Origin of the sequence: Vibrio sp. 1CM7H (assembly GCF_023161645.1) — a bacterium.
Lineage (GTDB): Bacteria > Pseudomonadota > Gammaproteobacteria > Enterobacterales > Vibrionaceae > Vibrio > Vibrio diabolicus.
Map to the genome: position 1 here is coordinate 1,142,598 of NZ_JALNTV010000001.1, position 12,789 is coordinate 1,155,386.

Consider the following 12,789-nt stretch of genomic DNA (forward strand, 5'->3'; position numbering starts at 1 on the left):
GCAAGATCATTATAAATGGGAACTATTAGGCAAAGAGACGATCAAACGAGGTAAATTGGAATGGGGCAAAAACGTTACAAACCATACAGACACGCCACTGATATAAGTGTTCTAGTCCTTTTCTATTAAATTATTAATAACTAAGTATATTGTAAAGAGAGTTGTGGTCAGTTAGCACGAGCAGTAGGCTTGTGCTAGCCAGGGCGCCTGACATTGGGAGAGCACTAAACATAAACCTTGGATTCTGCTACCGTAAAGCCCATATTTAATTTGAGAGAGATGGATAATGAACGACAGTTGGGCTAACTTCTTTCCGTACTTTGCTGGAGCTTTTAAGCTTATTGTACTAGGTATTGGAGCCTACTTAGCTATTAAATGGCATTTTGATGAAGAGCGAAGAGTAAGGGAGGCCGAAGGCGTGGTATTCGATAAACCAAGCTTCAAGAAAAAGTTCGCAATGATGCTAACCTTCCCATTCCTTCTAGGTCTTCTAGTCCTTCTCGTTATTTATGCAACTAACTGGTTTCTCTACTGACGGAATTTATTGATACGATCAATGTTTAAGCTCTCAACGGGTTTGGAGCAAAAAAGAGTCAGCCTAACGGTCTGGCTCTTGTGATGAAAACACATGGTATCGTGGAATAACTAGGGAAGCTGTGGCAGGTTACACTCACTTACTCCTTAGGCAGGTGACCAGTTTCCTTCGCAAGCTTTTGCATCGCCTCGGCAAACGTTGTTGTCCCGCCTTTAGCTTTAACCTGTATTACCTTATACCCCATTTTTTCCAACGCTTGGCGCTCTGCCAAAACAGCTTTGTCATCTTGCTGGCTACCTTGAGCTGGCTGATGAATGTAACATCCCTCTAATTTACCATCTTCGACCAATTGGTGGTGTTTCAGTGCATCGATATCAAAATTCATAATAAGTCTTTTCATTAAAAGTGGGAGTTTCTGTGGCTAGTTACATACGCTTCAAAGGCTTCACGACACTATCTAAGCCTTCAATTTTGAGCGCTAAACACAGCTTGAGCAAATCCCCTAGTTCGCCGCTTGGCCAGCCCTTTTTATCGAACCACAGTAAGTATTCTTCAGGTAGGTCGATTAACACTCGCCCTGCATATTTCCCAAATGGCATTTGCATTCTAGCGAGTTTAATGAGGTTTTCTTTTTCTAACATAAGTGACAAAGATTTTAGGTAACTCGTCCAAGAATATCACTGCCGCCCTCTCCTCACCAGCAAATCGCACTCACGTTTATTTTGGCGGCTTTGACTCGCTTTGTGCTAGAGTACGCGGCATAAAAAATGAGAACGAGAAAGCAATGAAGTCACCTTGTCGAGCTGCATGTAAAAATAACGCCGGAATATGCTCTGGTTGTCACCGAACGATGGGTGAAATCATCCAATGGAAAGACAAAACCGATCTCCAACGAGATACGATTATCGAACAAATCGCAGGGGAAGATTCAACGCACAATTGTCCTGAGTGCGGGACTCAAGCCCATTGTGATATCGCCGCAGGCAAAGAAACCTGTTGGTGCTTTACTATTGAAACCCGTGATTTACCCAAGCCAAGCGCCAACCAGTTGTGTTTGTGCCGAAAATGTCTAGAAAAAAAGCCAGTCGCATAATACGACTGGCTTACTGTTCTGCGTTTTCTGACTGGTGTTTATTTAGCGGTTAAAGCGGGTGCTTCAAACTTAATACCATCCCACCCTGTTACCATAAAATTACGAATATTCTGGTGATCGCTATTCTCTGGATGCTGCAAAACATCTTCACGATAAAAACGGCCAAAGCAGGCTAGCGTCGCTTCTTTGTCTAGGTTATTTAGCAAGCCGAAAGCGAAGATCTTACACGAACCGTTGTTCTCACCCGCGTTGTTTTGCGTCTCACCATTAACAAAAGCGGTTGGTTCAAACGTATAGTTTTCTTCGATCACCGCCATCGTTGCTTCAAATTCGACCTGCTCTGGTGAAGCTGCCAATAAATCTAAAAACGATTTTAATTCCATTATTCCTCTATCCCTACTTCATCATTTTGATGACACATTAGTTTCATAAAAAGCCAATATAAGAGTCATCAATCATACATATATTCAGAGCCTTACCAAATCACACGTCATTCAGCGTTCCATCATTCCAATTGCGGAAATGGACAGAAGCATAAACCCCATGCTGATTGACAACGTATCGGATTGATAAGGAGATATCATGATCACCCCTTTAAAGGCAATCGGTGCACTCGCATTGTCATCACTTGCCATCGCGTGTTCATCACAACCCGAAGATACCGTGGCTTCATTCGCTAAACAATGCAAACCTACCACTGCACCCGTTGCCGGGGAAAGGTCAATTCAAGGTTTAACGTTTATCGGGACATCCGTTGCCGATGCCCCATTCGACACATCGGCAGCTGAAATCGTCAGTTATGACGCTTGTACGGATAAGCTCTATGTGGTCAATGCTGAAGCAAAACGTGTCGATGTACTTTCTATGGATGACAACGGCGTACCAACGCAAACCGCATTCATTAATCTCAACAGCGCTGGCGAAGCAGCGGGCATTGAAATTGGCGCAGCAAACAGTGTCGCCGTATTTAATGGTTTGATCGCGGTTGCGATTGAAAACCGTAACAAACAAGCAAAAGGTATTGTTGGTTTGTACCGCTCCGACGATTTGTCATTAGTCATGACGTTTCCAACAGGCGCATTGCCAGACATGGTAGGCTTCTCGAAAGATGGCCGATATATCGCAACCGCTAATGAGGGCGAACCAAACAGCGATTACAGCGTCGATCCTGAAGGTAGCGTCACTTTGATCGTTCTGAACCTTGGCGTTGCTCAAGCAGAAGTGACACAAATTGGCTTTAACGAGTTTGATGGTTCACGAAAAGCAGAGCTTCCAATGAATGTGCGTATTTCGGGGCCAAACGCCACCATCGCACAAGATCTAGAGCCTGAATACCTCACTTTTGCAGATAACGGTAAAATCTATGTCGCGCTACAAGAAAATAACGCCATGGCAATCGTCAATCCAGAGAGCAAATCAGTAGAGCGAATTGTTGGCTTAGGTGAGAAGTCTTGGTCGGACGCTAAACTCGATGCGTCTAACAAAGACAAAATTATTGGAAACTTGAAAAGCTACCCACAACTGGTTGGCTTATTTATGCCTGACACCATCGACAGCTACTCAGTGGATGGCAGTACTTACATCGTATCTGCAAATGAAGGCGACGGACGTGAGTACGGATTCAAAACCACTCAAGAACAGTGCGACAAAGCAGGCTTTATGTGGGATGAAGACGATTTCCTTGGTACAGATGAATACACATCTGAGCAAGGGACCTGTCTAAGCCATGTTGATGAAGTGCGCGGTAAGAAGCTGAAAGTAGCAGCAGAGCACCCACTGGCAGAAGCACTAAAAGACAACAAACAACTCGCGCGTTTAAAAGTGATTAAGCCGGAACAAACGCTTTCTGCACAAGAGAATGTTCAAGCATTTGGCGCGCGTTCATTCTCGATTTGGGATGAAAACGGCAAGTTGGTCTTCGATAGTGGTGACGATTTCGCGACCATCGCGCTGCTGAATGAAGGTAAAAACTTCAACAGTACCAACGATAACAATCACAGTGGCGATGACCGAAGTGATGATAAAGGCATTGAGCCAGAGGCGATTGAAGTAGCACAAATTAACGGTCGCCATTACGTGTTCATCGGCTTAGAGCGCCAAGGCGGTATTATGATTTATGACATTACCGAACCGAAACAAGTGCAGTTCCTACATTACGTAAACCGTCGTGATTACAATCAGCCAGTGTGTACACAAGTGGAAGATGGAGAATGCACCAACGACACATACAATCCAAAAGCAGGCGATTTAGGCCCAGAATCCATCAATTACTTTACCCGTAATGGTAGTCATTTTATCGCTGTTGGCAATGAGGTATCTGGCACAACATCCGTCTTCCGAATCAATCTATAAAGTAATGTAAAATTCATTTAGAACCAAAACGCCCGACGTAAGCCGGGCGTTTTTTTATGAGGTAATGTCCTACTCTGCCGATGCTAGCGCGTCACATTTTGATGCGCAGATAAAATCGTTCTTATGCAGACCTTTGATCGAGTGACTCCACCAAGTTACGGTGACCTTACCCCACTCCAACATAATAGAAGGATGGTGGAACTCATCTTCTGCCAGTTCCGCGATTTTGTTACTGAAAGCCCATGCTTGTTTGAAGTTCTTAAATTTATACACCTTTTCTAGTTGAGGTATGTTTTCTCTTTCAATGATCTGCCAATCAGACAATTGCAGCAGCAGAGATTGTTGTTCTTCTTTGCTTAGTGCAATGGCATCGATACTACAAGCTTCGCATTTTTGTTCATTCAACATGAGCAGGTTCCTTTGGTTCAAAAAGTGGAGGAAGCAGTCCAGCTTCAATCGCTAGATCGGCTTGTTTCAATAAATTTAACTGACTGATTTTAAAGAGCTGAGAAAAGTCATCAATCACGTAGTACTTCGGTTGCATGATGTCGATACGATAGGGCGTTCTCAACACAGTTTGTAATTCAAATGGGTCGCGAATTGCTACATCACTCTCTAATGCGTAGAGGGTTTCGCCAGGAGATGAGAGAATACCACCACCGTAAATTTTGGTTTTGTCCCCTTCTTTCACCAAGCCAAACTCTACGGTAAACCAGTAGAGACGAGCAAGATAGGCTCTTTGTTTTGGTGTAGCGGCTTGCCCTAGTTGACCATAATGCTCGGTAAATGCAGCAAAATCTGGGTTGGTTAACATCGCGCAATGACCAAATATTTCATGGAAGAAATCCGGCTCTTGCAAGTAATCGAACTCTTCTCTGGTACGCAAGAATGTGGCGACTGGAAAGCGCTTATTACCGAGCAGATTAAAAAAACGGTCGAAGTCAATAAGCGCAGGAACGGGCTCCACTTGCCAACCTGTTGTCTCCATCAAGACACGATTAATTTCTGGCAATTGAGGAACGCGGTCTTGAGGTAAATCAAGCAGCGTTAAACCGTGTAAATAAGCCTTACAAGCTCTGTTTTGGATCACACCCATTTGTCGTGTTACCAAATCTCGCCAAATGGCGTCTTCTTCACGGCTCCATTCAACCCTGCCTTCCTGGTTTACGGGTTTAGAACGATACTGAGTCATGGCACATCTCCATTAACAAATCCTTTACATTAAGCCTATCTGCAGTCTTAAGAGCTTCCAATCCCTACACGATTTTCTCAGTATCGATTCGATGTAACATATTGTTTACAATACGTCGTAACTGCATGATTTTTATGACACGATATAATATCTAGCTTGTTTGACTTTATCGTATATTCCTCTCACACTAAAATCTGTTACCACTTTGTTATAGAGGGACCTATGCGCGAGAGCAGCAAAGTATGGCAACCGAGCGAAAGTCGTATCGAAGAAGCCAACATCACACAGTTTATTGAACACATTAATCGACAAGGAAATACCATTGAAAACTTCGCCGAACTGCATCAATGGTCGCTCGATCATGTGGAAAAATTTTGGCAAGAAGTCTGGTTATTCTGCGACGTCATTGGTACTCAAGGAGAGACCGTAAAGGAGCAAGCAGAAAGTCGCTGGCAGCAACCCGTCGAAAATAGAGACATAAAATGGTTCCCAAACGCACAAATTAACTACGCAGAAAACTTGCTAACCTACGCGTGTCACCAACCCGATGATCTCGCGATTTGGTTTGAAAATGAACGTGAAGAAAAGCAAACCTACACATGGAAACAATTGTGTGAAGAAGTTTCGAGTGTCCAGCAATGGTTGAAAGAATGTGGAATCAAGCAAGGTGATGTCGTCGCTGGCTATTTGCCTCACTTACCTCAAACGGTGATAGCCATGTTAGCAACCACCAGTTTAGGGGCAACCTGGACTTCTACCTCACCTGATTTTGGCGTTGAAAGCGTTTTGGAGCGCTTTGGTCAAGTGAAACCTAAAATCCTGTTTACTTGTGATGGCTATACATTCAATGGCAAAACTTTCGATATGTCTGAGAAAAACCAGCATATTGCGGATCATCTTGATGGTCTTAAACAGGTTTGCCAAATTAGCTACCTGAAACCACACATTTTTGAATGCGACGTCTGCACTCAAGATTGGCAAAACGTCCTGAATCAATACACACCCGAAGCGCTGACTTTTACTCGTGTTAATTTTAACGATCCGCTATTTGTGCTCTATTCTTCAGGCACGACAGGCAAACCGAAATGCATCGTTCACTCCGTCGGTGGAACAGTGCTTAACCATTTGAAAGAGCACCAACTGCATTGCGACATCCAACCTAACGACAGAGTGTTTTATTACACGACCTGCGGTTGGATGATGTGGAACTGGCACGTTTCTTCACTCGCGAGCGGCGCATGTTTAGTAATTTTTGATGGTAGCCCTGTTTATCCCGCTCATAACGTGCTTTGGGACCTCGCTGAACAAGCCGAAGTGACGCTGTTTGGAACTTCGGCGAAATACCTAGAGGCATTGGAAAAAGTTTCTTTTTCTCCGCCGAAAAGTGATGCATTTCCAAGTCTGAAAACCATTTGTTCAACGGGCTCGGTTCTGTATCCAGAACAGTTTGATTATGTCTATCAGCACATTAAAGAAGATGTACACCTCGCCTCTATTTCAGGCGGGACAGACATTTGTGGCTGCTTTGTGTTAGGCAACCCTATTTCTCCCGTTTATCGAGGAGAGTGCCAATCAGCAGGGTTAGGGGTCGATGTCAGAGTCTTTAACCCGCAAGGTAATAGCGTAATCGGAGAGCGCGGTGAGTTGGTTTGTGCCAATTCATTGCCCAACTTTCCTGCTGGCTTTTGGAACGACACCGGGGAAAGATATCATCGTGCTTATTGGGATAAGTTCGACAATATTTGGCACCACGGCGACGATGTTGAACAGACCAGCGTTGGTGGATACGTGTTTTATGGTCGAAGTGATACCACGTTGAATCCCGGTGGCGTAAGGATCGGCACGGCCGAAATCTATCAGCAAGTGAACAGTATAGACGGTATTCTAGATTCCATCGCAGTAGGAAAAGAAGTCGATCGCAACGAACAAATATGGCTGTTTGTCCAATTAATGAAAGGGATAGAGCTCAACGACGAGATGATCGCCTCCATCAAAGCACAGCTAAAGTCTGCATGTTCTCCAAGGCATGTACCTAGTGCAATTTACGCAATAAGCGATATACCTAAGACCCGTTCGGGAAAATTGGTCGAGTTAGCCGTTAAGCAAGTCGTTAACAATCGGAGCGTAGAAAATTTAGGCGCAATAGCCAACCCTGAAGTATTGGAGGAGATACGCAGGATAGTCGCCCCAAAATAACCTCAGAACACTTGATTGTTAGAGAACCACTTTGCTTGCGTCCGCAGCGATAGGTGAAGAACAAGTGAGGTTAACTTGGGACATACCCTCAACCGATAAGAAAAAAGCGAGCTAGGTAGCTCGCTTTTATCATGTGGTGTTCTTTATTCAGCATTAACGGCGACCAAGCCCCATTAATACCGACATCGTTTTACCGTCAGATGTAATGTCAAAAACGTGTTGCGATTCCACCTCAGTAAAACCTGCATCTTTCAAAGCACGTTTAGACTTCGCAAGGGTAAAACCGTCTTGTTCAGATTCTGCAATCCAATCAAAATGAACAAAGTAACCGCCGTGGTTAAGTAAAGAATGCGAGATTTTTAATGACGCGTCTAAGTCTTCCACAAACGCTAAAACTGACGATGCAACTACTAGGTCAAACTGTCCACGAAACGCTGGATGCTGAGCGACCAAGCCGCGAGACAATGCATCTACGACAGGTTCTACATTGGCAAGCTCTTTTTTATCGAGTTCTTCAATCATGGCTTCCGATGCGTCTAATGCTACGATGTCTTTAACCATCGGTGACAATCGTTGACTTAACTGCCCGGTTCCGCATCCAAAATCTAGTACTTTAATGCCATCAAGCTGAGTTAGCTGTTGTAACTGCTCAAACACCGACTGCGCAAATTGCTCTGTTGCTGGATTTGATTCCCAGTTTTTTGCTAAGCCGTCCCAATCTTGTGCCATCGTGGCCTCCATGTTCACTTTTTGTAACCCACATAGATTACCGCAAAACCGTTAAAAGACCATAGACTTATCTGGCGGATTCGCGTTTTTTTCGATAATCTTTCACGGCTTTGGGAGCACATCTGCATAATACCCAAATTATTTGAATTCATTTATTGGTTGTGTCAAATCATGAACTTAACTCAAGTAGAAGCCTTCTGCACCATCGCTGAGTGTGGTTCTGTTTCTGAAGCAGCAAGGCAACTCGATTGTAATCGCACCAAACTCAGTATGTCGATTAAGGCTTTAGAGAAAGATCTCAACGTTGAGTTGTTTACCCGAACTGGCAACCAGCTCACTCTCTCTGAAGCTGGGAAAGCCATTTACAAAGATTGCGAACACCTACTTATCATCGCACAGCGGATAAGAAAAACCTGTGCTCAAATCTCAGAAGGTTTTAACGCGGAAGTTTGGGTTGCACGTGACGACTCCTTGCCTGATGATCTCTGGCAGGAGCTTTCTCATACACTGAATAACCGCTTCCCTTCCACAACCTTCAACTTAATCTTGGCATCCAGTGGCGACTTGGCCAACTTAGTTAGTACCCACCAAGTGGATTTTGCCTTTGGTGTTGATTATGAGCGCGTCGACGATCCTCGTATCGTGTATAACCCGCTAGGCAAGATACGTATGATGTCAGTATGCAGTGCGGAACATCGCCTAAGTAAGATGCGCCGAGTCTCAGACGAAGATCTACGCAGTCAGATGCAAGCATTGATGGTGTACCTAAATGAGAAAGACAACCCTGAACTGCAACCTTTCTCGACTCGATACATTGGCTTTTCAAGTTTTGACTACATGCTTAACACCATCTTAGAAGAAGACGCTTGGGGTGTACTGCCAGAACCATTAATCCGCCATTACCTTCGCCAGCAAAAGCTCGCCGTTATCAAGCATACATACGGATTGACACAAGAAGACTACTGTATGTTTTCACCTAACGGTCAAACTGAGCACCCAGCAATGACATGGTTAGCGGATAAATTGAGCGAGTATTTATTTGACTTCTAAACATTTTATCAGTGAGCGCCAATTTTATTGGCACCAAGATCATGCGGCAAGTTATTGTTTTATAAGAACATAAACAAAAACGCAACTTTTTAGATTAGAACCTGCTCACTTAGTGGTTGCCTAAATTACCTTATGCGAGAAGAATAGTAAGGTATTAAAATTTAAAGGCATCTTTTATGTGTGACAGGACAAGCAAAAACGAAAACCGTATTCTAACCATTTCAGCCCTTTTAGCGTCTGGGTTCGCTGCTGGTGGTATGGTACTTGGCTTGCTTGTAGGATCAATTGTCATCGTTTTTGACGGTGTTTACTCTTTGGTCAGCTTACTGTTAACTTTATTGTCACTGGCCGCTTCCTACTATATTAACAAGCCCTCAAAATCTGTATTCCCATTTGGAAAAGCGGTCTTAGAGCCAATCGTTATTGCGATAAAAGCGGCTGTTATTTTAGTGGTTGTAAGCTTTTCTCTTTACTCTGCAATTTCAGCATTGATGTCCGGAGGCCGTGAAGTCGATGCTTCTATTGCCACTCTATTCGGCATCGTAAACGTCATCGGTTGTGGTTACGCTTGGTGGTTTATGGCGAAACGTAGCCGTCGCTTCTCATCAGGCTTGATTGAAGCAGAGAAAAAACAGTGGCAGATGGATACGCTATTAAGTGTGGCAGTGACGGTAGGATTTGTTGCTGCTTGGGCTGTATCACTAACGCCATTCGCTGAATATGCGGTTTATGCCGATCCTATGATGATGGTGCTAATGGGCTTCTACTTTCTGAAAGTTCCTTTTGATATGTTGGTTGGTGCACTACGTGAGCTACTAATGATGACACCAAGCAAAGAGCTATGTCAGGTCGTTGGCAATGATGTACTAGAGATAGAAAAAACATCTGACCACCAGCTAAAGTTAGCAGGTATCACTAAAGTGGGCCAAGAGCTTCGCATTAACATCGATTTGCACGTCGATGACGACACCATTACATTGGATAAGTTGGAACAAACTCGTACTCAGTTAACAAAACGTCTGTCGAAGCACAGATTTAAACTGCAACTCCATTTAAACGTCGCAAACTGTTAGAACACGAAAGAAAAAACCAAGTATGTTTCTATCTCAAAAGCACCTAAATTGAATGTTCAGTCTTTACTAAAATGAAAAAACCGCCGATTACGACGGTTTTTTTATATCTGGATTAAACTATACCTTTGAAGTCTACTCGGCCAATTACGCGATTTACGTATTGGAAAATTTGGATTGGAGCCGAAGCTTGTTCTAGGTGGATTGGAATGTTGGCAGCTCGATAACTTACATCATTCTTAAAACCATACTTTTCAACTAACTCGTTATCGATAAGCCGATGAATGAGAGCCGTTGCAGAGTGAATATTTAACCCTGTTTTCTTGGAAATATCATCTGCATTGAGCCCAAAGTGCTTACCCTCGTATATCCGGCCACGAACCAATTCGTGATATAGAGCGATCGTCGCGTTCTTCAAAGTCTTTGTGTCTAATAAGCCAAGCATGTATAACCTTATCTAGTATTCGGATTAAGTTAGACCTTTGAAGTCTACTCGGGCAATTGCTCGTTTTACGTATTGTAAAATGCTGTTTGGAGAAGATGTTTCATCTAAATAAATCGGGACATTAACAGCTCGATAGCAAACCACATCCAAAAAATCATATTCTTCGACCAATCCGCTTGCGACAAGCCGATGAATGAGGCTGCGCGATGAGAACAAGTTGAGCCCTGTCTTTTCTGATATATCATCTGCGCTGAGTCCGTAATGCGTTCCCTCATGTATGCGTCCACGTACCAATTCTTGATATAGATTCGTCGCTATATTCTTTAAAGCTTTTCTTTTGAAGAAGCCAAACATATCCACCTCTTGCGTTGTTGCATCAAAACTTTAAGGACTGCGATTGTCCACACAATTGCATATCCAATCCTTGCAGTTCGTCACTATTTGCAATTGGTCGCAATAGAAAATAATGATCCTCGGGAATAGCAATTTTAGTTGCGTTTTAAGGGGAGTAAGTCGGTATTATTTTTTGATAATCTGGATTCAATGAGGTGAAAAAATCTTGAACTGAATCACTGTTTTAAAAGCCGAAATTGTGAAAAATCCCGCTCCGTCAGTTGGCCGTTGTAGGAATGCCACCCATCCGAAACAACGCTAACAATAATAAAAACTGACTCCCGCTTCTCGTAGGCAATACTGGCTGTATGAAACATTTTCAAAAAGTTTCACGGCATGAGCAAAAAGATAGCGGGAGTTAGCACCCCACCAGCAAAACCCACTGATTTCATTAAAGTAGTAGAGCTAATCGAAAAGTTAGATCCAATTAAGTATGGGTTTGATAACCGTGGTAATAGTTAGCAGTGTTAAACCACCAGAGCGGTGGATTTTTTGTGCCTAATTTTTTGCTAACCTAACATCATAAATCAGTTACACCTCAGAACGGCCGGAGCGCTTTCAGTTGCAGATGCGACTGACCCTAAGACAGCTATCTCACCTTGGTAACTGATGCTTACTTTAGGAAAATGGCCGGATGCCCGTCTGATAACAACATGAAGGTTCAATCAGTCCAGCCGGGAGGCATCTATCAAAGCCTTCAAGAGCAGTAAGAGCATTAATCACTCAGATAATTTTGGTTTAACCTGCAGCTTCACGCTTCTCCTTGGTGACAACCCAGCAAAGCAAAGAGCCCACCGTAACCATCACAACCCCCTGCCAAAAACTCGGACTCAACGTCACACCAAGAATAATGGAAGAAAATAGCGCAGAGAAAATGGGCGTAAAGTAAGAAAGTGTCGCAAGAAAGACCATGTTTCCGCCAACAATCGCGATGTTCCACAAACCATAACCACCAGCCATCAACGCCGCTGAAGCAAAAAGGTAGCCCATTGCTTCCCATGAAAAAGTCATCTCTGGCTCATCAGCAAACGCATATTTCACCCATAACGAAACAGCAGTAGCAATGAAAAACAACGTAATCGCGTTATGTTTGGATTGCTGCCTCTGGGTTAAATTACAATAAAAGGCCCATATAACTGCTCCTGCGAAAGCCATAAAGTACACCAAAGGGTTACTACTGACATTGGACATAATCTGAGTTACGGATAAGCCATTCTCACCACTCACCGTCCACGCGACTCCGATAAACGCCAGCGCAACCGCTGGATAAAGCAGCCAGTTTGTTTTTTTGTTACTGCCTAAAACAGCAAACAAAACGGTGAGTGCTGGCCAAAGGTAATTAACAATCGACACCTCAATAGCCTGCGCACGCGAATTGGAATATCCCAGGGATAAAGCGAGAAATATTTCATAACAAACGAACATCGCGCCACCAAGCACGAGATACTTTGGAGAAAAGTACGATAACTTCGGAATGCCAACTACGATAAGAAGGAAAATAGAACTGAGAGAGTACAACATGGCCGCCCCGCCCACGGGACCTAGGCTCTCGGTAACCAACCTGGCAATGCCAAGTAAGCAACTCCAAGAGAGGATGGCAATACAACCATAAAGTGTGAAACGAAATTGCACTGATTTCATGTGACCTACCACTCACGAATGCCAAAGGAAACATCAGCTTAACTCAAAAATGATCAGGTTCAACGTACTGTTTTATAAAAATCAGTATAAAAA

Annotated in this window: 15 protein-coding genes; 6 read left to right on the forward strand and 9 right to left on the reverse strand. The window is 43.6% G+C overall.

The features are described from left to right. The first annotated feature begins 286 nt into the window (after nucleotides 1–286). Complete coding sequence (locus MSG33_RS04940; protein WP_046873682.1) at nucleotides 287–535, forward strand: hypothetical protein; 249 nt, start codon at nucleotides 287–289, stop codon at nucleotides 533–535. 139 nt (nucleotides 536–674) lie between these two features. Here MSG33_RS04940 and MSG33_RS04945 read toward each other — a convergent pair whose 3' ends face one another. Both MSG33_RS04945 and MSG33_RS04950 read right to left on the reverse strand, forming a co-directional pair. Beyond that, a complete protein-coding gene (locus MSG33_RS04945; protein WP_046873683.1) occupies nucleotides 675–920 on the reverse strand; it encodes a hypothetical protein in 246 nt (81 codons plus the stop codon). 40 nt (nucleotides 921–960) lie between these two features. Then, a complete protein-coding gene (locus MSG33_RS04950) occupies nucleotides 961–1,176 on the reverse strand; it encodes a DUF3820 family protein (protein WP_005375557.1) in 216 nt (71 codons plus the stop codon). Between the two features lie 143 nt (nucleotides 1,177–1,319). Here MSG33_RS04950 and MSG33_RS04955 point away from each other — a divergent pair, with 143 nt between their 5' ends. After that, nucleotides 1,320–1,628, forward strand: a complete 309-nt coding sequence (locus tag MSG33_RS04955) for a cysteine-rich CWC family protein (protein WP_248380079.1) — start codon at nucleotides 1,320–1,322, stop codon at nucleotides 1,626–1,628. A gap of 38 nt (nucleotides 1,629–1,666) precedes the next feature. On the opposite strand, the gene MSG33_RS04960 is transcribed toward MSG33_RS04955, so the two are convergent. After that, entirely contained in the window at nucleotides 1,667–2,011 is a 345-nt protein-coding gene (locus tag MSG33_RS04960) for a HopJ type III effector protein (RefSeq protein ID WP_046873686.1), read from the reverse strand. Between the two features lie 199 nt (nucleotides 2,012–2,210). On the opposite strand from MSG33_RS04960, the gene MSG33_RS04965 reads away from it, so the two are divergent. Continuing rightward, nucleotides 2,211–3,980: a choice-of-anchor I family protein gene (locus MSG33_RS04965; RefSeq protein WP_248380080.1), complete on the forward strand. Its 1,770-nt coding sequence runs from the start codon at nucleotides 2,211–2,213 to the stop codon at nucleotides 3,978–3,980. A gap of 69 nt (nucleotides 3,981–4,049) precedes the next feature. On the opposite strand, the gene MSG33_RS04970 is transcribed toward MSG33_RS04965, so the two are convergent. Then, nucleotides 4,050–4,388, reverse strand: coding sequence for a 4a-hydroxytetrahydrobiopterin dehydratase (locus MSG33_RS04970; RefSeq protein ID WP_248380082.1), 339 nt, complete (start codon nucleotides 4,386–4,388; stop codon nucleotides 4,050–4,052). Then, a complete protein-coding gene (gene phhA, locus MSG33_RS04975) occupies nucleotides 4,378–5,172 on the reverse strand; it encodes a phenylalanine 4-monooxygenase (RefSeq protein WP_005391119.1) in 795 nt (264 codons plus the stop codon). The genes MSG33_RS04970 and phhA overlap by 11 nt, the downstream gene beginning before the upstream one ends. 222 nt (nucleotides 5,173–5,394) lie before the next feature. Between phhA and MSG33_RS04980 the strand changes: the two genes are divergently transcribed. Continuing rightward, nucleotides 5,395–7,368 (forward strand): acetoacetate--CoA ligase, encoded by a 1,974-nt coding sequence (locus tag MSG33_RS04980; protein WP_248380084.1) that lies wholly within the window; start codon nucleotides 5,395–5,397, stop codon nucleotides 7,366–7,368. 153 nt (nucleotides 7,369–7,521) lie between these two features. On the opposite strand, the gene MSG33_RS04985 is transcribed toward MSG33_RS04980, so the two are convergent. Further along, the gene (locus MSG33_RS04985; protein WP_006742039.1) at nucleotides 7,522–8,097 is read right to left on the reverse strand and encodes a class I SAM-dependent methyltransferase; all 576 of its coding nucleotides are present in this window, start codon (nucleotides 8,095–8,097) and stop codon (nucleotides 7,522–7,524) included. A 171-nt stretch (nucleotides 8,098–8,268) separates the two neighbouring features. Here MSG33_RS04985 and MSG33_RS04990 point away from each other — a divergent pair, with 171 nt between their 5' ends. Together MSG33_RS04990 and MSG33_RS04995 are read left to right on the forward strand one after the other, a co-directional pair. Beyond that, nucleotides 8,269–9,147 (forward strand): LysR family transcriptional regulator, encoded by an 879-nt coding sequence (locus MSG33_RS04990; RefSeq protein WP_006742040.1) that lies wholly within the window; start codon nucleotides 8,269–8,271, stop codon nucleotides 9,145–9,147. 176 nt (nucleotides 9,148–9,323) lie between these two features. Continuing rightward, on the forward strand, nucleotides 9,324–10,220 hold the full coding sequence (locus MSG33_RS04995) for a cation diffusion facilitator family transporter (RefSeq protein ID WP_248380086.1): 897 nt from the start codon (nucleotides 9,324–9,326) through the stop codon (nucleotides 10,218–10,220). A gap of 112 nt (nucleotides 10,221–10,332) precedes the next feature. On the opposite strand, the gene MSG33_RS05000 is transcribed toward MSG33_RS04995, so the two are convergent. The 3 genes from MSG33_RS05000 to yddG all read right to left on the reverse strand — a co-directional run bounded on the left by MSG33_RS05000 (nucleotide 10,333) and on the right by yddG (nucleotide 12,696). Beyond that, a complete protein-coding gene (locus MSG33_RS05000; RefSeq protein ID WP_248380088.1) occupies nucleotides 10,333–10,662 on the reverse strand; it encodes a hypothetical protein in 330 nt (109 codons plus the stop codon). A 24-nt stretch (nucleotides 10,663–10,686) separates the two neighbouring features. Continuing rightward, on the reverse strand, nucleotides 10,687–11,016 hold the full coding sequence (locus MSG33_RS05005; protein WP_080936685.1) for a hypothetical protein: 330 nt from the start codon (nucleotides 11,014–11,016) through the stop codon (nucleotides 10,687–10,689). 777 nt (nucleotides 11,017–11,793) lie between these two features. After that, nucleotides 11,794–12,696 (reverse strand): aromatic amino acid DMT transporter YddG, encoded by a 903-nt coding sequence (yddG, locus tag MSG33_RS05010; protein ID WP_048625236.1) that lies wholly within the window; start codon nucleotides 12,694–12,696, stop codon nucleotides 11,794–11,796. Nucleotides 12,697–12,789 lie beyond the last annotated feature (93 nt).